The sequence below is a fragment of the Halomonas sp. BMC6 genome, assembly GCF_964204995.1.
Lineage (GTDB): Bacteria > Pseudomonadota > Gammaproteobacteria > Pseudomonadales > Halomonadaceae > Vreelandella.
This window is the reverse complement of the sequence record NZ_CAXNSH010000001.1, coordinates 3,410,555-3,431,644: the sequence shown is the minus strand read 5'-3', so window position 1 is coordinate 3,431,644 and position 21,090 is coordinate 3,410,555. Positions and strand designations below refer to the sequence as shown.

Genomic DNA, 21,090 nt, shown 5'->3' with positions numbered 1-21,090 from the left:
TTGCCGCTCATCACGCACAAAAGTAGGAAGCAATGCACAGCAAAACGTTTTTAATTACCGGTGGTGCAGGGTTTATTGGTTCAGCCGTCGTACGCGAACTCATCCACAGTACTCAACACCGTGTGATCAACGTCGATAAGCTCACCTATGCTGGCAATTTAGAATCGCTAGCCATGGTAAAAAGCAGTGAGCGCTACACCTTTGTGCAGGCCGATATTTGCGATGCACCCGCCATGCAGCGGCTGTTTGATGAGCACCAGCCCGATATCGTGATGCACCTAGCGGCCGAAAGCCACGTAGACCGTTCCATCGACGGCCCCGCCGAGTTTATCCAAACCAACGTGGTAGGCACCGCGGTACTGCTGGAAGCCGCCCGTGCTTATTGGAAAGCGCTTCAAGCAACGAACGCCACCAAAGCAAACGCCTTCCGCTTTCACCACATCTCCACTGATGAAGTATACGGTGACTTAGAAGGCACCGACGATCTCTTCACAGAGACAACACCCTACGCACCCAGCTCGCCTTACTCCGCCAGCAAGGCAAGCTCAGACCACCTAGTACGCGCTTGGCAGCGCACCTACGGGCTGCCCACGCTGGTCACCAACTGCTCGAACAACTACGGCCCTTACCATTTTCCGGAAAAGCTCATCCCGCTGATGATCTTGAATGCCCTCGCGGGCAAGCCCCTACCGGTATACGGCAACGGGCAACAAATCCGCGACTGGCTCTACGTAGAAGACCACGCCCACGCCCTCATCAAAGTGGCCATCGAAGGCCAAGTAGGCGAAACCTACAACATTGGTGGGCACAACGAAAAAGCCAACCTCACGGTCGTCGAAACCCTCTGCGACCTGCTGCAAGAGCTGGTGCCCAGTGAAAAAGCCTACCGAGACTTGATCACCTTCGTGACCGACCGCCCAGGCCACGACGTGCGCTACGCCATCGACGCCAGCAAGATCGAACGCGAACTCGGCTGGAAGCCCGCCGAAACCTTCGACACCGGCCTGCGCAAAACCGTCGAATGGTACCTCGCCAACGAAACCTGGTGGAAACGCGTCCAGGACGGCAGCTACCAAGGCCAACGCCTCGGCAGCCTGTAGAACCACTGCTTTTTTGCCACGGACACTCACGGAAAGCACGGATAAAACCAAAATACAGGCTTTTTTATCACCCGGTTTAACTTTATCCGTCTTTTCAGTGAGCTTCCGTGGTTAATACCAAGAGATGCACATGCTCAAGGAAGAAGCGCTAACATATCGAATCAGGGGAGCTGTCTTTGAAGTCAGCAGGCAGCTCGGCCCCGGTTTTCTGGAAAGTATCTATCAAAAGCATTGTTCATTGAGCTGCAATCTGCCGGTCTATATGTGGAGGCTGAAAAGCCTGTCAATATCTACTACAAACAGTGCCTGGTAGGGGAGCACCGGCTCGATCTGTTGGTAGAAGGTAAAATTATTCTAGAGTTGAAAGCGCAGAAAAACTTGCCTCCAGCCGCTGAACCGCAACTCATAAATTATCTTCGTGCCACTAACTTACCTGTAGGACTGCTCATTAATTTCACATTTCCAAAAACACTTATCAAACGTGTCGTTGTTTAATGTTTTTATCCGTGTTTTCCGTGAGTGTCCGTGGCAAAAAAGGATTCACCATGAACATTTTTATCACCGGCGGTAATGGCCAAGTAGGTTTTGAACTACAACGCCAGTTTGCCCCATGGGGCACTATCCTCGCCCCCACACGGCAGGCGCTCGATTTAACCAATGCTCAAGCCGTAGACGACTATCTTGCCCAGCACCAACCTGGATTGATTCTGAATGCCGCCGCCTACACCGCGGTAGACAAAGCCGAGAGCGAGCCGGAACAAGCCAAGCGGCTGAACGCTGAGCTACCCGCACAGCTAGCGGCATACGCGGCTAAGCACGGCATCGCGCTGGTGCACTACTCAACCGACTACGTTTACCCCGGCAGCGGTGAAACGCCGTGGCAAGAGGACAGCCCCACTGGCCCCTTAAGCATCTACGGGCAAACCAAGTTAGAAGGGGATGAAGCGGTGACGCAAAGCGGTGCCCACCACCTGATTTTTCGCACCAGTTGGGTATACGCTGCCCGTGGCAACAACTTTATGAAAACCATGCTGCGCCTGGGCCACAAGCGCGAAACGCTCAACATCGTCAACGACCAAATAGGCGCGCCCACGCCAGCACGCCTAATCGCCCAAATCACCGCGTTAGCCTTTACGCCTCACGCCTCACGTCTCACGCCTGGCCATTCACCCCTCACCCCTTACCTGTCATCAGGGGTTTACCACCTAGCCACGCAGGGCGAAACCAGCTGGCACGGCCTCGCCAGTGAAATTTTTAAACAGGCCGCCCAGCGGCAGGTAGAGCTTGCCATTACGCCTGAAAACACCCAAGGCATCGCCACCGCCCAGTACCCAACACCCGCCAAGCGCCCGTTAAACTCACGCTTAGCGCTGAGTAAATTAGAGGGGGCATTAGGCATCACCCTGCCTACTTGGCAAAGCCAGCTAGCGCTAACACTTCAAGAGCATCTGGAGCATTACTAAGCCACGGAAAGCACTGAAAAAACGGAAAAAATTCTGTTAATTTTCTCCTTTAATGTCATCCGTGCTATCAGTGAGTATCCGTGGCTAAAAATGAATAAAGAGACCCCAATGAGTCAAAGCACACCCAGAAAAGGCATCATCCTTGCCGGTGGCTCAGGCACACGCCTGCACCCCATTACTCGGGGCGTTTCAAAGCAACTGCTACCTATTTACGACAAACCGATGATCTACTACCCGATCTCGGTGCTCATGCTGGCTGGCATCCGAGAAATTCTCATTATTTCCACGCCCGAAGATTTGCCCCAATATCAAAACCTACTGGGTAGCGGGGAAGATTTCGGCCTGCACTTTGAATACGCCGAACAGCCCAACCCCGATGGCTTAGCCCAGGCATTCATCATTGGTGAGCACTTCATCGGAGAAAGCCCGGTATGCCTAGTGCTAGGCGACAACATCTTCCACGGCCAGCACTTCTCTGATCAGCTAAAGCGAGCCAGCGCACACACCAGCGGTGCCACCGTATTTGGCTATTTAGTCAAAGACCCTGAACGTTTTGGCGTGGTGGAGTTTGATGAATTAGGCAAAGCCATCTCAATAGAAGAGAAGCCCAAAAAGCCAAAGTCCGCCTACGCGGTCACCGGGCTCTACTTCTACGATAACGACGTGGTCGAGATCGCCAAACAGGTCAAGCCCTCTGAGCGTGGCGAGCTAGAAATTACCAGCGTGAATAACGCCTACCTACAGCGGGGCGATTTACGCGTAGAGCGCCTAGGCCGAGGCTTCGCTTGGTTAGACACCGGCACCCACGATAGCCTCTTGGAAGCCAGCCAATACGTACAAACCATAGAGCACCGCCAAGGCCTGAAAATTGCCTGCCTAGAAGAAATTGCCTGGCAGCAAGGCTGGATCACCAGCGAACAGCTAGCCCACTTGGCCAAACCCCTAGCCAAAACCCAATACGGCCAATACCTCCAGCGCTTGCTCAAGCAGAAATCACAGAAGCTAACGTGATGCCACGGAAGACACGGAAAACGAAACAGTAGAAGGCGATGTTCATCCGTGTTTTCAGTGAGTATCCGTGGCAAAAGGATACAAGATGAAATACGAAAAACTCGCCATTCCTGATGTGGTGCTGCTGACCCCGCAAGTGTTTGGGGATGAGCGCGGTTTCTTCATGGAAACCTTTCGTCAAAGCGAATTTGAAACACACTGCGGCCCCTATCAGTTCGTGCAAGACAACCACAGCAAATCCAAGCAGGGCATACTGCGTGGGCTGCACTACCAACACCAACAGCCCCAAGGCAAGCTTGTGCGCGTTACGCAAGGTGAAGTGTTCGATGTGGCCGTGGATATGCGCAAAAGCTCGGCCACTTTCGGCCAGTGGGTAGGCGCGCACTTAAGTGCAGAAAACAAACAAATGCTATGGGTACCACCGGGCTTTGCCCACGGTTTCTACGTCACCAGTGAAGAAGCAGAGTTCCAATACAAGTGCACCGACTACTACGCCCCAGGCGATGAAGTCTCGGTACGTTGGGATGACCCAGCCCTCGCCATCACATGGCCACTCGTGAACCAACAGCCGCCCATCCTCTCCGCTAAAGATGCGCAAGGCCTTAGCGTGAACGACGCCCCCTATTTTAAGTAAACCAAATGACTACTAAAGAAGTGAATGGAGCTGCCCAGACCATGTCGTTAGCCGTATATATCGGAACAGAACACTTTCGCGATGAGCTAAAGAAAGACGCCCAAGAATCACCCCTTCAAGGCGTTACCTTAAGCGACATAGCCACCGGGCAACCACTGAACGGCACCGAAGGGCAGCCCCAACTACTTCTTTCTACCATGACAGAAGTAGCGCTGGCCGCACTAGAACACTGGCTAAAAGCCGATGCTGAGCGTAGCTGTACGCTGGCATGGCCGCACCCCAGCGCCTGGTTAGCCGCCAGCCTGCAGCAAGGCAGCCGCCCTAAAGAAGCACTCTGGCAGTGGAGCCATCAAGCCGACCTAATTCAAAAGCTCTATAAGCGCAAGCGCCGCCAAGTAACGCTAGAAGGCTATGTTCCCAATGCCACTACCGTGGCTGAGCTACCCCTAGTGGCACAGCTCACGCTGAACGGCATTGCGCCCATTTACCGCTTAATGGCCCACCAGCTCACCCAAGAAGACAGCCTGCTGCAGCAAGCCTACTGCTATTTAAAAGCCAGCAGTGCCCATGCAGCGGCATGGCAACTGCCTGCAGTAGAAGCGGTAGAGCAAAGCCTTCACTACCTAGCGCAAGAGCACCAACAGCGCGATACCCAACACAGTGAGCTAAACCAAGCACAGCAAGAAAACGCCAAGCTCACAGAGCAGCTAACAAAGCTGCAGCAACAGCACAAAGAAGCACAGGCGCAGAACGAAGCGCACCAGAAACAGCTAAAAGAAACGACAGAACGCCTCTCAGAAAAAAGCGCCCAGCTGCTTGAAACCGAAAAAACAAAAGACACCCTGAGCGAACAGCTAACGCAAGCCCAAGAAGCCAGTGCGAAACAGAGCCGCGAACACGTCAAGCTGCAAGACCACACGCACAGCATTGAGCAAGAAAACGCCGCGCTGTTAGAACAGCTAATGACCGTGCAAGAAGCACTGGAAGAAAACATCTTAGCCAACCAAGCACAGCAAACCGCCTATCAAACACTAAGCAAGCAAGCCGAGCAAAAAGAGCGGGCACTCACTAAGTCGCACCAAGAAGCCTTAGAAAAAGCAGAGCAAGCAGCAGCCAGTGCCCAGCAAAAAGCACAGCACAAGCAAGAGCAACTGCTGCAAGAGCAGGCGCTAGTGATTGAGCAGCTCCACGAAACCCAAGAGCAGCTGGTGAAAAATACCGAAAACGCCCATCACTTTAAAAAACAGGCGGATAGCCGCCAAAAAACCATCAATGTGCTTAAGCAAGAACAGCAGTTGATGAAGCACCAATACGAAAGCATTACCCAGTGGCTGCGGGTAAGCGGGCACCGCAACGCGGCGGCGGCCTACCGCTACAGCCGCCCCTTTAAGCGAGCGCTGCCAAAACAGCTCGCCATGATCAAAGAAAGCGGCTTCTTCGATGCCCAGTGGTACTGTGAACAGTATCCCGATGTAAAAACCGCAGGGATTGAACCCGCCGAGCACTACATCAAATTTGGTGCCATTGAAGGGCGCAACCCCAGCGACAAATTTGATACTTACTTCTACCTGTGTGAATACCCGGATGTCGCCATTTCCGGCCAAAACCCACTGCTCCATTACCTGCGCTATGGCCAGCATGAAGAGCGTTTTCCCACTCAGCCGCGCCAACAGTTGCCTGCCCCTGTGCAGCACTAAGCGCAACGCCTCTTCTTTACCTGCCCACGCCTAAAAGCGAGCGACCATGAGCCACCACTTACTCTATATAGGGCCACTAAGGCCCGAAACGCTTCCTCTGCTAGAGCCTTTTCACTCAGCAGAGCAGGCGTTATTCGTTACCCCAACGGCTAACAGTGAACAGTGGGAAGAGGTGCGCGCTATCTTCCCCCAGGCTACGCAACAGGTTAACAAAGTAGCGGAAGCCAATGGCGAGCACCCGTACTACGAATTTAACCTGCCGGAATTCAACGCCAGCCAGCCAGCGTCTGGGCTTTATACCCTTTACCCAGGGTTAGAGCTCATTGAAAGTAGCCCCCAGCCGCTGGTAGGGGTAGAAGCCCTATTGAACGAGCAGCAGGCCCGCCCGCCAAGCGTGCTGGTGATTGAGCAGCCAGAACTGGTGTGGCCCCTGCTACAAGCCTTGGCATCACTGCCCAGCTATCAACAGCTTAGCCAGCTATGGCTAAGGGTAGGGGCCGTGCCGCTTTACCAAGGCATGCCCACGGCAGAAGAAATACTGAACTGGTGCCAAGAGCAAGGGTTTGAGCTGCACGTTACCCATGATGAGGACCCCGACCTGCCCTTGCTACAGTTAAGCCGCCACCCATTTTATGAACGCTGGCAAGAACAGGCGCGGCGCGCAGCCAAGTTGGCCAAACAGCTAAAAGTAGCGCAAGCCACCATCGAAACCAGCCAAGCAGAGCATCAAACCCTTTCCGCCCAGCACGAACAGCTAAAGCAGAGCTACGAAGCACTGCAAGCGCAACAGGCCGAGCAAACAGCGCAGCTAACAGTGTTGCAAGAAAAGCTCGCGCAGCAGCAAGCACTTCAAACAGCAGTAGAACAACTGCATAAAGATATAAATAAAAAGTTTGAAGAGCAGCATGGCTTTATTAAAGAGGCTGCTAATGCGTTAGGCCAGCATATAACACGCCGCACCGTAGACCAGTAATGAACACCGTTATAAGTAACTGATATTAGTGACTGAGAGTTTGAGAGCATGGATGTGACACAACGAATTGTTGCTAACGCTGCAAAATATTTCCGGGAAGGCAGTTATCAAGAAGCCTTAAACCTGTACCAACAGGCGGCTAAGCTTTATGATAGCCGCTTTTTTAGCGCTAATATTGCTTTGTGCCAACAGCGTATTAACCGAAAACAGCGAAATGAGCCAGTACTTCCAGGCTCGCCTGCCGAATCGAGACAGCTAAAAGAGACGCAGGGCTTATTAGAGCATTACTATCGCCGCTGCCAAGAACTGGAATACCAACTGTTAGAAACCGCCACGCCATAGGCAAGGAATAGGGAACACCGATGAAAGTTTTAACCGTGTTTGGTACACGCCCTGAAGCCATCAAGATGGCCCCGCTAGCATTACAGTTAGCGGAAGATGATCGTTTTGAAGCGAAAGTGTGTGTTACGGCCCAACACCGCGAAATGCTGGATCAGGTGCTGTCGCTATTTGAGCTAACCCCCGAATACGACCTCAACCTCATGAAGCCGGGGCAAGACCTCAATGATGTGACCTGCGGTATTTTGCAAGGGTTAAAGAGTGTTTTGGAAGAGTTCAAGCCGGATATTGTGTTAGTACACGGTGATACGGCCACTACCTTTGCCACAACGCTAGCGTGCTACTACCAGCAAATTCCCGTAGGCCATGTAGAAGCTGGCCTGCGCACGGGCAACCTGTACTCACCCTGGCCGGAAGAGGGCAACCGTAAGTTAACCGGTGCATTGGCCGCCGTGCATTTTGCCCCCACCAATACCTCCAAGCAAAACCTGCTAGAAGAAGGTATTGACCCCACCACCATTCACGTAACGGGCAATACGGTGATTGATGCGCTGCTGGAAGTGGTTGCAAAACTCAAGAACCAGCCGGAACTAGCTGCAGAACAAGCCAAACGTTTCCCCATGCTAGATGCCAGCAAAAAGCTGATTTTGGTCACCGGCCACCGCCGTGAAAGCTTTGGCGGCGGGTTCGAACGCATTTGCCAAGCCCTGGCGGAAACCGCAAAAGCGCATCCCGAAACGCAAATTCTCTACCCAGTACACCTGAACCCCAATGTGTGCGAACCGGTGAACCGGCTGCTGGCTGATGTGGGTAACGTGCACTTGGTAGAGCCGCAAGACTACCTGCCGTTTGTGTACTTAATGAACCAAGCGCACATCATCCTAACGGACTCTGGCGGTATTCAAGAAGAAGCGCCCTCATTGGGCAAGCCCGTGCTGGTCATGCGCGATACCACTGAGCGCCCCGAAGCCGTAGAAGCAGGTACCGTGAAATTAGTGGGTACCGATGTAGCCGCTATCACCAGCGCCCTCAACACGCTGCTAACCGATGAGCAGGCCTACGACGCCATGAGTTACGCCCACAACCCCTACGGCGACGGTAACGCTTGCCAACGTATTCGCGACGTCTTAGCCAAGTAATACGCGAACAAACTTTTAATGCCACGGAATAACACCGATGACACGGATAAATGAAAGAGTAGCTATTTGTATAAGTATCTATCCTTATAAGTACTTATCCGTGTTGTCAGTGATTTCTGTGGCGCACTAATTTTACTCTTTATAAGGGCATGAAAATGAAACTCGATACTATCTCCATGATCGGTTTGGGCTATATTGGTCTCCCTACCGCGGCAGTATTTGCGTCACGCAAGAAAAAAGTCATTGGTGTGGATGTTAACCAGCACGCCGTAGACACTATTAACAGCGGCCAGATCCACATTGTAGAGCCCGAGCTGGACATGGTCGTGCACGCCGCCGTCACTGAAGGTTTCTTACGTGCCACAACGAAGCCTGAACCCGCAGACGCCTTTATGGTGGCAGTACCCACCCCGTTCCATACCGATGAACACGGCCAGAATCACAAAGCCGATCTGAGCTACATCGAAGCTGCTGCCAAATCTATTGCCCCCGTACTACAGCCAGGCAACCTTGTGGTGCTGGAATCTACTAGCCCCATTGGTGCCACCGAGCAAATGGCAGCATGGTTAGCAGAAGCACGGCCGGACCTCACATTCCCGCAGACTCACGGCGAAGCTTCAGATATCCGCATTGCCCACTGCCCAGAGCGCGTACTGCCCGGCCATGTGATTCGTGAGCTCGTGGAAAACGACCGCGTGATTGGCGGCATGACCCCCAAGTGCGCCGAAGCCGCCTGCGCCCTGTATGGCATCGTGGTCGAAGGCGAGTGCGTGCCTACCACCGCCCGCACGGCGGAAATGGCAAAACTGACCGAAAACAGCTTCCGCGATGTGAACATTGCGTTTGCCAACGAGCTTTCCACTATTTGCCACGAGCTAGACATTAACGTGTGGGAACTGATTGCGTTGGCCAACCGCCACCCACGGGTGAATATTCTGACCCCCGGCGCAGGCGTAGGCGGCCACTGCATCGCCGTAGACCCCTGGTTTATTGTGGATGCCTGCCCAGAACAGGCCAAAATTGTACGCGCTGCGCGTGAAGTCAATGATGCCAAACCCCAGTGGGTGCTGGGCCGCGTAAAAGAAGCGCTTGATGTTTACCACCAACAACACCCCGATGCCCGCCGTAGCGACCTCACTGTGGCGTGCTTAGGCGTTGCTTTCAAACCCGATATCGACGACCTGCGCGAAAGCCCGGCCTTGGGCATTGCAGAACAAGTAGCCGCCCTGGGCTGCCGTTTACAGGTAGTAGAGCCAAACATTGAAGCCCTGCCTAAAACACTGCAACACCCCAATGTAGAACTAAAAACCCTGGAAGAAGCGCTGACACAAGCAGACGTTGTGTGTGTACTCGTGAAGCACAAACCGTTTATCAAAAACGTCGCAAAAGTGCGTGAAAAAGAGAGCGTCATCGACGCCGTAGGCTTACTGGGCTAAAGCCTATCGTAACAGTGAGGGGGTGATGAGCAGCACAATCATCCCACTCACCACTCACCACTCACCACTCACCACTCACCACTCACACTTCACCAACGGAAACCCATGGACGAGTTGCTTTCATACGCCTCTAAGCTTGCGGATACCCCAGCGCAGCCAATCAATGCGCCCATTCAAGGAAGAATTGCCTACATGGTTAGCCATGGGCAAAGTTACGCCAGCAACGGCTATGCGATTAGAACCCAAGGCATTGCCCACGCACTTAACCAGCACGGGTTTGAAACACTCTGCTTTGTGCGCCCCGGCAGGCCGTGGGAGCTAAACGCTGAAAGCAACGTAGCACCAGAAACCACCATTGAAGGCGTGCGCTACATTCATACACGCTGGAAAGGTGATGCCACCCCAAAAAACGGCAAGCCGCTGTTAGAAGAGAGCATCAATAAGTACATAGAGCTGTTTAAGGTATACCGCCCCAGCGCGGTATTGGCCGCCTCTAATCATGCAGTGGGCCTGCCTGCCTGGGTGGCCGCCAAGCGTTTAGGCCTACCGTTCTATAATGAGGTACGCGGTTTTTGGGAGCTTTCACGAGCCGCCCGCGAACCCGAGTATGAAAACAGCGCCGCCTTCCAAAAAGAAGCCGAGCTCGATGCCTTTGTAGCGCAGCAGGCGCAAAAGGTATTTACCCTTAACCAGCCTATGAAAGAAGAGCTGGTAAAGCGCGGTGTAAAGGCTAAAAACATTGCCATTGTGCCTAACGGCGTGACCGCGCTTCCCAACATCAAACCAGCCAACCCAGCTTTGAAAAAACGCCTAGGCATTGAAGAGGGCGACAAAGTAGTAGGCTACATTGGCAGCTTTAGCGCCTATGAAGGGCTAGAAGTGTTGCTGGAAGCCTGTGCCCAGTTGGTAGGCCAAGGGGAAAAAATCAAGCTGCTGTTGGTAGGTGACGAGCAGCCGATCACCAAAGTAGTAGGCGAGCATAGCGTAGCCAAAGAAGCAGGCAGCACACCATGGTTGATACAAGTAGGGCGAGTACCCCATGAACAGGTAGGTGATTACTACGCATTACTGGATGCAGTCGTGATTCCCCGCAAGCCGCTGGCCGTTTGTAACATTGTGCCGCCAATTAAAGCGGCAGAAGCGCTTTCTTACAGTAAGCGCCTAGTTCTCTCTGATGTGGCACCCTTGGCAGAGTATGCAAAGAAACACAAAGGGGTCGTGAGTTTTAACGCTGATAATGCCAGCAGTTTGGTTGAATCTCTTCAGGGGTCACTGAAGTTGCCTGTGCCGAAGCCGTCGACCGAACTGTTGTTCGCCAAGCATACCGAGCCGATGGTAAGGGCGCTGAAGGGGGAGGGGAGTGCAGCGGTGCAGAAGGCGGTGGTTGAGACGCAAGCCCAGCCGATTCAGTCAGAACCAAAGTCGAAAGCGGAACCAAAAGCATCTGCTAAGGCTGTTGCTGCACCTAAGGTCGAGAAAAATAGTGTTGAAGAGCTTCCAGAAGAAGTTAAGTGGGAGAGCCATTGCCTAGATGAGGGAGAGGTGCTTTCTCTTTCTGGTGAGGTGGTAGGCAAAGGTGTAAAGGGAAGGAAGTCAGTTATTTTGGTTGAAGCCAAAGGCGCATCAGGCGATGTGCTTGATCTTTCAACATATGGATATTTGTGGTCTGATGCCTTCGGTCATTGGTTTAAGTATCTTTATCCTAATGAGACAAAAGGAAGGTTTTTTGAGTTTAAAAACGATGAGGGGGAGGTAAAGGTATCTTTTGCTTTGCTGAAGTTTGGCTGTAGGGCAGGAGAGAAGGTTTTTATTGAAAATAAAAGGGTTGAAACTACTACAAGTAGCAGTATTGAAGATTCTCTACAACACTTTTTGATGGACTCTCCATCACTGCTGGATACAGAAAGCTTGTTGTATGCCGATATTACGCTGAATGTAATTGATGGATCTTCAATATGGCTATCATCGATGGCAAAAATTCTGGCATCGCAGCAGAAAACCATTCTTTTAATCAAGGAGGATGTGCGGAACTTTCAGATATTCGACTCTTTAAATGCTGTCGATAATTTAATTATTCTTCAGCCCTCTGACTTCATGGGTGAGGGCTCTGTTACTCTGGATGTGTCGCAATCCATCCAGTGTTTGCGCGTCTTAGATAACTATATTCCATCTATCAAGAATGTTGTGGTGCGGGGGTTGTCAGCTGCAGTAGAGTTACATAGCACGAGACAGTTCAAGTATCGGTCATTTGCCTACCTTACGGATTTTTACAGTTACGATAATAACGAGCTGACAATAACGGATGCTCAAGAGCAAGCCGTTAAGCAAATTGCTAGGCAGGTTCATGGTTTTTTTGTTCAAACATCTGAAATTGAGAAAAAGCTTAAAGAACTCTCTGGGTTTGAGATTAATACAACGCTTATCCCCCCTCCTTTGCCTGATATTGGCTTTAGGCGCCCCAAGCCTATTGAAGAAAGCGAAATAAATATTATCTATGCTGGAAAGATAACCCCGGCATGGGGGGTTGTGGAGCTGCTCGATTGGACCGAAAAGCTAAAATCCAAAGGTTATAATGTAAGGCTTACCGTGATTGCTAATAAAATATCGGCTCCAGGTGCTCAAGGAAGAGAGTTTAGAGGCTTAATAAATAAGAGGTTTAAAGAGTTGGGTGTTTACCATATACCAGGCCTGCCGAGAGAAGAAGTGCTGGAATACCTTGCCGCAGCAGACTTCGTATGGTGCTATCGGCCAAAGGAGCTAGAGGAGTCTGTACTTGAGCTTTCTACTAAGCTAGTCGAAGCCGTAGCTTGTGGTGCCCGTGCGATTAATTATCCTAGCAAGATACATGAGAACCTATTAGGGAAAGACTATCCGTTTTTCGTGTCATCTTTCGAAGATCTGGAGACGCTGATAGTTAACGCAAAAGCTCTAGACTCTTTTGACACCTCGATCGTTGCTGAGAAAGTTATCAAAGACCACTCAATGACAACTGCTGCTGGAAAAGTCAGTAAGGTCATTAATAGTGGGGACGAGTTCGGTGGTGAAAAGATAGTTTTTGCAGGTCATGATAGAAAATTCATTGACGCTTACTACAGCTACTTGAAGTCGAAAGGGGCGAAAGTCAGGTTCGATGAATGGGAGTGGGGAAGTCCGGGGAACGAAAAAAGAAGTAAGAAATTCTTGGTTTGGGCCGATAAGATTTTCTGTGAGTGGGGCCTGGCGAATTCAGTTTGGTACTCTGCCCACAATACGGACGCGAAGCCCCTTTTCGTTAGGATTCATCTCCAAGAAATTAACCCTAGGGCTAAAAAATTCGGGAATAAAATTGAGCAAGCCAATGTTTCCAAGTTTATTGTCGTAAGCGAGCGCGTGAGGCAAGAAGCTGAAAGAATGTTTGGTTGGGAGAGCGATAAATCTGTCCACATACCAAATTTTGTTTTTGATGACGAATTTACGATTTCGGAAAAAAGACTCGCCGGGAAAAATGAAAAGATAGTGCTTGGAATGGTTGGTATCGTACCGCAAAGGAAACGCTTCGATCGAGCTATTGACCTTCTTCTGGCGCTGAGAAAAAAAGGATATGATGCAGAGTTGGTTATCAAAGGGCCACGGCCTGAAGAATATGAATTTATGCATTCGGCAAGCCGCTCTCCAGAGTTGGATTACTACAATGCTTGCTACGATAAAATAAATGAGGAACCCCTCATAAAAGGTAGGGTAAGCTTTGTGCCCTGGGGGAACGATATGCCTCTATGGTATGAAAGCGTAGACTATATACTTTCACCTAGTGACTTTGAATCGTTTCACTATGCAGTAGCGGATGGAGTCCTTTCTGGCTGTTATCCTTTGATTTGGCCTTGGGAAGAAAGTGGAAGAATTTATTCTAGTGAGTGGTGTGTTGGCTGTTCCGAAGATGCCGTGCTTTTGATTGATGAATTTTATGGCTTAGACAGAGAGCTGGCGAAAAAGAAAATTGTCGAAAAGCGAGCTCTGGTTTCTGAGCGTTATGGTTTTGATGGCGTATCTAAGAAATTAAGCAATCTTCTGATTTTTTGTGCTCGGGCTGTAAAGATGAGAGGGCGGGTTTATGAACGCTGATGAGCTTTATAAAAAGCATGTGTTTAATTCTAAGAGGAGTCTGCGTGAAGACGAGGTGCGTGACATTTGCGGCGAGATATTAGAGTCGGACTTCAGTTTAGAAGTGGGCTCTTCAACTCTGACTGTGTACACTTATAAGCTTATCGAGACAAATCAAAAGGAAAACTGCCATTTTGCGTTGTATGATAAGCTATTAACTTCTCTTGAGGAAAGGCTTAAAATCCTGTCTGGCTGCGATCTAAATTTAAAGAATGTAAGAGAGGATGAGTTTCAGCTATTTATTTCTCTCGTCACATCTAGGTGGCACTGGTTAGTGTTTTCCGGTGAACCTTTGGATTCTATTTCTCAGGTGCTGGAGAGAGATGTTGGTGCTATTTTTGAGTTTGGGTTTTATAAAGAGTCATACTCGCTCAATATTTTCAAGACAGCACTCTTTTTAAGTGCCTTGAAATTTGTTTCGGGGGAGAGGCTTTGCCAGATTGAAATTGCGGAAAAGTGCATTGATATTTACAAGGCGATCGTTGCTAGGATGGGGGGGGGCTGCCTTCCCAGTTCGTCGCACTTTTCTGATTTGGCAACATCTAATAACTCGATTGAAGTGATTTTGTCGGGTGTGGAGTGGGTTGAAGGTAAACGCTTTAGAAAAGAAAGGTGGAATCCATCAAGAATTATGCATGCTTCATCTAGAGTTAGCCCTTCTAAGTACCCGGAATTTATGGATTCGGGGCTTAAAGTAATTAGTTCACATGACTTTCAAGTGTAAGGAAGATAATGATGTCATTTTTTCTTGACTGCACATTCCGCGACGGCGGCTATTACAATGCCTGGGACTTTTCTCCCGAGCTGATCCACCAATACCTTGAGGCCATGCAGGCCGCAGGGGTGGATGTGGTGGAGTTGGGCTTCCGTACCCTGAAAAACCAGGGCTTTCAGGGGCCCTGCGCCTTCACTACCGATGAGTTTATCCGCAGCTTGACCATTCCTGATGGCCTGACCGTGGGGGTGATGGTCAATGGCAACGAGCTGGTGGGGGAGGTGCCCCAGCAGGAGGCGCTGGAGCGTCTGTTCCCCAACGCGGCTGCGGACTCGCCGGTGGATCTGGTGCGTATCGCCTGCCACGTGCATGAGTTCGAGAAGGCGTTGCCGGCGGTCACCTGGCTCAAGGAGCGTGGCTATCAGGTCGGTTTCAACCTGATGCAGGTGGCGGATCGCACCGAAGAAGAAGTGAAGGAGCTCGCCCGCTTGGCCAAGGCCTACCCGATGGATGCGCTCTACTTCGCCGACAGCATGGGTAGCATGAACCCGGATCAGGCGGCGCAGATCATCCAGTGGTTCCGCAGCGAGTGGAAAGGCCCCATGGGCATCCATACCCATGACAACCTGGGCCTGGCGCTCTCCAACACCTTGCGGGCGCTGGATGAGGGCGTAACCTGGGTGGACTCCACCGTCACCGGCATGGGCCGCGGGCCGGGCAATGCCCGCACCGAGGAGCTGGCCATCGAGATCGCCGAGCGGCGTGGCAAGGCGGTCAACCTGGTGCCCTTGATGACGCTGCTGCGTGAGCACTTCAAGCCCATGCAGGCCCACTACGGCTGGGGCACCAACCCCTACTACTACCTGGCCGGCAAGTACGGCATCCACCCCACCTATATCCAGGAGATGCTCAGCGACTCCCGCTACAGCGAGGAAGACGTGCTGGCGGTGATCGAGCACCTGCGGGTGGAGGGCGGCAAGAAGTTCAGCCTCAACACCCTGGATGCGGCGCGCCACTTCTATCGCGGCGAGCCCAAGGGGCAGTGGTCACCCAGGGAGCGCTTTGCCGGGCGCGAGGTGCTGCTGCTGGGTACCGGGCCGGGGGTGGCCCGCCACCGTGGGGCGCTAGAGCGCTATATCCGTGATCATAAACCGCTGGTATTGGCCCTCAACACTCAGAGCGCCATCGCGGCAGAACTGATCGACCTACGGGTGGCCTGTCACCCCGTGCGCCTGCTGGCGGACTGTGAGGCCCATACCCGACTGCCCCAGCCGCTGATCACCCCCTATTCCATGCTGCCGGCGGATGTGCGTGACTCCCTGGGCGGCAAGGAGGTACTGGACTTCGGCTTGAACGTCCAGGCGGATGGCTTTGCGTTTGCCGAGACGCACTGTACGGCACCCACCTCGCTGGTGGTGGCCTATGCCCTGGCGGTGGCCACCAGCGGCCAGGCGTCTCGCCTGCTGATGGCCGGCTTCGACGGCTATGGTGCCGATGACCCGCGCAGCCGTGAGATGCATCAGCTGCTGGAGCACTACCAGGCCGCCGACGGGGCGCTGCCGATCACGGCGATTACCCCCACCCGCTACGGGCTGCACAGTGAATCGGTCTACGCGCTCTGAAGCGCTCGCACGTTCATTGTCATTGGGCGTTTCCTTTCAACATCACGAACAAGAGGCCGCTATGCGTAGTGTGGTCATGATCCCCGCCCGCTATGGCTCCAGTCGCTACCCGGGCAAGCCACTGGTGTCCCTGCTGGGCAAGCCGATGATCCTGTGGGTCGCCGAGCTCTCGGCCCGCGCCGTCGGCGCCGAGAACGTCTATGTCGCCACCGAAGACCGGCGCATCGCCGAGGTCGTCGAGGCCGCCGGTTTCCAGGCGGTGATGACCACCGACGATGCCCTGACCGGCACTGACCGCCTGGCCCAGGCCGCCGAGCAGGTCGACGCCGACATCTACATCAACGTCCAGGGCGATGAGCCGCTGGCCGACCCGGCGGATATCCTCAAGGTGCGCGACGCAAAGCTGGCGCATATGGACGCCATCATCAACGGCGTCAGCTGGGTAGGCGACAACGAAGACCCCCACAGCGTTAATATCCCCAAGGTGATCACCAACGAGCGCGACGAGCTGGTCTACATGTCGCGGGTCGCCCTGCCGGGCTTCAAGGACGCCAAGTGTGCCCCCAAGCGCTACAAGAAGCAGGTCTGCATCTACGCTTTTACCCGCGAGGAGCTCGCCGCCTTTCGCGCTTTCGGCCGCAAGAGCGAACTGGAGCACGCCGAGGATATCGAGATCCTGCGCTTCCTGGAGCTGGGCAAGACCATCTGTATGGTGGAAACCCAGCCCGGCAGCCTGGCAGTGGATGTGCCCGAGGATGTGGCCAAAGTGGAAGCCGCGCTTCGCCAAGCCGGTCAGGTGCCGGCATGAAGCATCCGGTCACTGATTACATTACCCTGGTTTTCGACTGCGATGGTGTCGTCCTCGACTCCAACAAGGTCAAGACAGAGGCTTTCTACCAAGCGACCTTGCCCTACGGGGAAGCCGCCGCCCAAGCCATGGTTGACTACCACGTCGCTAATGGTGGGGTGTCGCGCTACAAGAAGTTTGCTTATTTCCTGGAAAAGATCGCACCTGACATCGTACCTAATGAAGCCGAGCAGCAGGGCCCCGGCCTGGAGGCACTGCTGCAGGCTTATGCCAGTTATGTGCGTGAAGGGCTCTTGAGTTGTGAGGTGGCCCCGGGGCTGGAGGCGCTGCGCGAGCAGACCCCCAGCGCCCGCTGGTTGATCGTTTCCGGCGGCGACCAGGCCGAGTTACGCGATGTGTTTGCCCAACGCGGCATTGCAGAGTGGTTCGACGGCGGCATTTTCGGCAGCCCTGATCCCAAGGACGAGATCCTGGCCCGGGAGTTGGCCGCTGGCAACATTCAGCAGTCGGCGCTGTTCTTGGGGGACAGCAAGTACGACTACCAAGCCGCCAGTGCCGCCGGGCTGGACTTCGTGTTTCTGAGCGGTTGGAGCGAGGTGGCGGATTGGGAGGCTTGGGTCTCAGCGAATGGGTTGATTCATGTGAGCAGCGTACAGGCACTGGTGGATAACTGTTCCCTAGATGGTCGAGGGCTGCATTGAAAGAACTGTTTGCCAAACGCCTTTACCAACACCTCAACGCCAAGCAGCTGGGCTTCACCTGCTACCGCATTCGCCGGCGCTGGTCGCTTTCCTTACCGATAACGTCACTTCCTGAGCTGGACACGCAGGTCAGGGGCTTTGCTCAACCCTATCCTTGGCAAATCTGGTGCTTGTGGGCGCTCGAAGAGCGCCTTTATGCCCTGAGTGGGGCAGCCACCTTCCTGGAAGATCAAGCGGCTCGTGATCGCTGCATCGAGGATCTCGAAGCGCTGGCCCAGTGGTCGCGCTATACGGTAGCCAACAAGCTGGATCTTCCCTATGGCCATGCGGTGCAGCTGATGGCCATGGCACTGCGCGATTGGACCTGGCTGCCGGAGGCGACCCAGCAGGCGCTGCGGCGTGCCCTTCAGCTTGCCGTAGAGGAGGGCATGCCCTTGGTCCCACCTGCGGTACAGGCGCTGGCCAGGGCAGAGGAACTGCTGGCCAAGCCGTCACCCCACCAGCACCTGCACAACATCCCCCTGATTGCGCAGGCGGCCCTAGCCACTGCCGCCGAGATGACTGATCATCCTGAGCGTGAGCGGCTCTCTTCACGCTTCCTGCATCTCTTTCAGGCGCGTTTAGCGCTCTACCACCAAGGGCTGACTGAGGGGATCTCCTACGACGGCTACCTCTACAATTTTGCCTTGGGCTGGCTGAGCACCCAGTCCAGCGCTGTGATCGAGAGCATCGTCCATCATCCGGCGATGATAGACCTGGAGGACCAGGCCCGCGGGCTGGCGTGCCCGGGCCAGATTGCCCAGTCGGCCGAGATCGGTGACGTAGAGCCGCTGGAGATGCCGTTTGTGTGGTCGGCTCTGGCGCGGCTGCAGCATTGGGCATTCAGTGACTCCCGTGAAAACCTGCTGGACGCGGTGCCCGCAGAATGGCTGCGGGCCGATGCGCTCTGGGTTCGCGCTCAGCAAACTAATCAGCAGGCGGCTCGGGAAGATACCACACCACCGGAAATGCCTCGCGATAGCCTGCCAGGCAGCGCCCTTGAGGTGCCGGTTGTCCAGCAAAGTACCGCGGCGGTCACGCTGGCCACCGGGCTGGGTGCAGACGATCTGAGCGTGGTGATGTCGCTGTGCCGCTCGCCGATGAACCATATCCAGGCGGATAGCGGCACCCTTTTGATTGGGCAGGCTGGCCATTGGTGGATCACCGACCCCGGCTATCAGCAGTATCTCAAGACCTCAGAGCGGGACTTTACCCTGGGGCCTGAGGCACACAACACGCCAGTGATCAACGGCCATGGCCAGGCCCATAAGGCCGGTAAGCTGCTCTATTCAGGTGCGTGTCAACTTACGTCAAAGGCTGAGGGTGCCTATGCGGTGGTTGATCTAACCGCCTGCTACCCCATGGACGCTCAGGCGGAAACCATCACCCGCACGCTGTGGCGGCTGGGACGTGACCATGTCGTGGTCTGCGATACGGTAGTGTCTGCGCCGGATTCAACCGTGGCCTACCACTGGCACGGCGATGCGGACGCCTATTGGGGCGAGCAAGCAGGTGTGGTGTCGCTCTACCTGCCATCGAGTCAACGCACCCTGTGGGTTCAATCGGGCCTGCAGCCCCTGAGCCTGGCCCAGCAGGTTCGTCTGCGGGGCTCCCGTGGGCAGTGTACCTTGCAGGTTTCACAGCCTGCTTCTGTCACCCACCACTGGTGGAGCTTCAGCTTTGCTGATACCCCGCCCGCGCTTCAGGCATCCGGGAGAGAAGCGACGCTCGGCGACATACGCCTGAGCCTGGCAGATCTGCTGCCCAAGAAGCTGCCACCATCAGGACTTGTAGTCTCCGTTCATCGCGACTATCTGCAGGTGGCACTGTGCCGAGGAGATGAGTTCCTCTCACCGCCTTTGGAAAATAGCTGGGACTTGAGCCTGAGTATTAATGGCAAGGTAGCCCACACACTAAGCTCTTTAGGCCGCCAGTGGCAGTTGCCTATCCCTGCAATCACGGCGGAAGACATCGTTATAGTGACGGCAAGGCCGCTGCACTCTGAGACAGCCGCAGCAGACATCATTGAGCACTCTCTGACCGCGAGTGAGAAGACCGCTATCTGCAGTGTGCCGCTGAGGGTGTACGGCGAGGTGGACGCCGACCAGGTCACCGGGCGCTGTGCTTTGATGCCAGGTGTGATGGAAGGGGCGGTAGAGTACGCCTTCTACCTGCTGGTTGAGGGCCAGAAGACCCAGGTGCGCTGGTACGAGGGCTCTCCTACTCACACCTTTACCCTGACCCCGGAAGAGGCGGGTAGGCCTGTACAGATACGCGGCTTCGTGCGTGCAGCCGAAGCGCCCAAGCAGAAGCACTCTGCCACCAGTCTTTCCTTGAATACCGACCCATTGCCGGAGCCCACGCCTGCTATGCCCGAAACCAATAATGAGAACACCGTGGAAACCCTTTCGAATGAGCTGAAAGCGCTGGAGAAGACGCTGCTACAAGCGAGCAAGGATAGTGCGGGGAAGGTCACCAAGGACCTGATTCTTGTCCAGAACCGCCTCTACGCCCAGCTGGAAAGCCTCTCCTGGCTGCAGCGCCGGCTGATGATCAAGGGCCAGCTGCCTCCGCTGCGGGGATGGGCGACCTCACCTGACGTCCTATTGCGCCTACATGCGCACATCATGGCTACCCGTCCTCGGGTGATCGTGGAGTTCGGTAGCGGGGCCTCCACGCTGGTGATTGCTGATGCACTGCGCCAGAACGGCGTAGGCAAGCTGATCTCCATCGAGCATAGTGACCACTACGGTGCCCAGACCTTGGGTACGTTGCAGGCCGAAGCCTTGGAAGGCTGGGTTGATCTGAGGATCGGAGACCTGGAAACCTGGGAAGGCGATCACCTGAATCCCGAGGATGCCGAGAAGCCGCCGCGTTGGTACCCGGTCTCGCTGCTGGAAGGCGTCGAGAACGTTGATTTGCTGTGGGTGGATGGCCCGCCCGGAGCCACTTGCCTGTTTAGCCGTTATCCCGCGTTGCCTCTACTGGCCGAAAAGCTCTCACCGAATCCCGAGGTGTGGATGGATGACACCATCCGCCAGGAAGAGAAGGATATCTGCGAGCGCTGGGCCAAAGACCATGGCTTTGAGCTGGAATACTACCCGCTGGAGAAGGGCCTGGGCCGCTTGACCCGGCCTGGTGCGCCGAAAGTGGCGCCGATGCCGAAAACGGTGGTGTCGGAGAGAGCTGAAGATGCTCATCCCGAACGCGCCCTGGGCTTGGACTTTTCCCTGCCCGACGAGTCGGGCATGTCGCCTTCTGGTTGAGTAGCTTATA

General features: G+C 54.2%; 15 protein-coding genes and 1 pseudogene. All 16 read left to right on the top strand.

Annotated features, from left to right (window positions below):
• The first annotated feature begins 32 nt into the window (after nucleotides 1-32).
• The 16 genes and pseudogenes from rfbB (at nucleotide 33) to AB6K10_RS16550 (ending at nucleotide 21,080) form a co-directional block, all read left to right on the top strand.
• Nucleotides 33-1,100 carry a dTDP-glucose 4,6-dehydratase gene (gene rfbB, locus AB6K10_RS16625; RefSeq protein WP_339119368.1) on the top strand — a complete coding sequence of 356 codons (1,068 nt, stop codon included), beginning with the start codon at nucleotides 33-35 and terminating at the stop codon, nucleotides 1,098-1,100.
• 124 nt (nucleotides 1,101-1,224) lie between these two features.
• Nucleotides 1,225-1,595: pseudogene (locus AB6K10_RS16620) on the top strand (GxxExxY protein).
• Nucleotides 1,596-1,645: 50 nt separating this feature from the next.
• Nucleotides 1,646-2,563: a dTDP-4-dehydrorhamnose reductase gene (rfbD, locus tag AB6K10_RS16615; RefSeq protein ID WP_339119367.1), complete on the top strand. Its 918-nt coding sequence runs from the start codon at nucleotides 1,646-1,648 to the stop codon at nucleotides 2,561-2,563.
• 108 nt (nucleotides 2,564-2,671) lie between these two features.
• The gene (rfbA, locus tag AB6K10_RS16610; protein WP_339119366.1) at nucleotides 2,672-3,574 is read left to right on the top strand and encodes a glucose-1-phosphate thymidylyltransferase RfbA; all 903 of its coding nucleotides are present in this window, start codon (nucleotides 2,672-2,674) and stop codon (nucleotides 3,572-3,574) included.
• Nucleotides 3,575-3,659: 85 nt separating this feature from the next.
• Nucleotides 3,660-4,208: a dTDP-4-dehydrorhamnose 3,5-epimerase gene (gene rfbC, locus AB6K10_RS16605; protein ID WP_339119365.1), complete on the top strand. Its 549-nt coding sequence runs from the start codon at nucleotides 3,660-3,662 to the stop codon at nucleotides 4,206-4,208.
• Between the two features lie 41 nt (nucleotides 4,209-4,249).
• Entirely contained in the window at nucleotides 4,250-5,905 is a 1,656-nt protein-coding gene (locus AB6K10_RS16600) for a hypothetical protein (protein WP_339119364.1), read from the top strand.
• A 46-nt stretch (nucleotides 5,906-5,951) separates the two neighbouring features.
• The gene (locus AB6K10_RS16595; RefSeq protein WP_339119363.1) at nucleotides 5,952-6,878 is read left to right on the top strand and encodes a hypothetical protein; all 927 of its coding nucleotides are present in this window, start codon (nucleotides 5,952-5,954) and stop codon (nucleotides 6,876-6,878) included.
• Nucleotides 6,879-6,926: 48 nt separating this feature from the next.
• Nucleotides 6,927-7,220: a hypothetical protein gene (locus AB6K10_RS16590; protein ID WP_339119362.1), complete on the top strand. Its 294-nt coding sequence runs from the start codon at nucleotides 6,927-6,929 to the stop codon at nucleotides 7,218-7,220.
• Between the two features lie 20 nt (nucleotides 7,221-7,240).
• The gene (gene wecB, locus AB6K10_RS16585; protein WP_339119361.1) at nucleotides 7,241-8,356 is read left to right on the top strand and encodes a non-hydrolyzing UDP-N-acetylglucosamine 2-epimerase; all 1,116 of its coding nucleotides are present in this window, start codon (nucleotides 7,241-7,243) and stop codon (nucleotides 8,354-8,356) included.
• 155 nt (nucleotides 8,357-8,511) lie between these two features.
• A complete protein-coding gene (wecC, locus tag AB6K10_RS16580; protein WP_339119360.1) occupies nucleotides 8,512-9,792 on the top strand; it encodes a UDP-N-acetyl-D-mannosamine dehydrogenase in 1,281 nt (426 codons plus the stop codon).
• A 105-nt stretch (nucleotides 9,793-9,897) separates the two neighbouring features.
• Nucleotides 9,898-13,890 carry a glycosyltransferase gene (locus AB6K10_RS16575; RefSeq protein WP_339119359.1) on the top strand — a complete coding sequence of 1,331 codons (3,993 nt, stop codon included), beginning with the start codon at nucleotides 9,898-9,900 and terminating at the stop codon, nucleotides 13,888-13,890.
• The gene (locus AB6K10_RS16570) at nucleotides 13,880-14,653 is read left to right on the top strand and encodes a hypothetical protein (protein WP_339119358.1); all 774 of its coding nucleotides are present in this window, start codon (nucleotides 13,880-13,882) and stop codon (nucleotides 14,651-14,653) included. The genes AB6K10_RS16575 and AB6K10_RS16570 overlap by 11 nt, the downstream gene beginning before the upstream one ends.
• 11 nt (nucleotides 14,654-14,664) lie before the next feature.
• Entirely contained in the window at nucleotides 14,665-16,266 is a 1,602-nt protein-coding gene (locus AB6K10_RS16565) for an aldolase catalytic domain-containing protein (RefSeq protein ID WP_368473625.1), read from the top strand.
• 61 nt (nucleotides 16,267-16,327) lie between these two features.
• Nucleotides 16,328-17,074: a 3-deoxy-manno-octulosonate cytidylyltransferase gene (locus AB6K10_RS16560; protein WP_339119356.1), complete on the top strand. Its 747-nt coding sequence runs from the start codon at nucleotides 16,328-16,330 to the stop codon at nucleotides 17,072-17,074.
• On the top strand, nucleotides 17,071-17,775 hold the full coding sequence (locus AB6K10_RS16555) for an HAD family hydrolase (RefSeq protein ID WP_339119355.1): 705 nt from the start codon (nucleotides 17,071-17,073) through the stop codon (nucleotides 17,773-17,775). Before AB6K10_RS16560 ends, AB6K10_RS16555 begins: the two co-directional genes overlap by 4 nt.
• Nucleotides 17,772-21,080, top strand: coding sequence for a heparinase II/III family protein (locus tag AB6K10_RS16550; RefSeq protein ID WP_339119354.1), 3,309 nt, complete (start codon nucleotides 17,772-17,774; stop codon nucleotides 21,078-21,080). The genes AB6K10_RS16555 and AB6K10_RS16550 overlap by 4 nt, the downstream gene beginning before the upstream one ends.
• The last annotated feature ends 10 nt before the right edge of the window (nucleotides 21,081-21,090 follow it).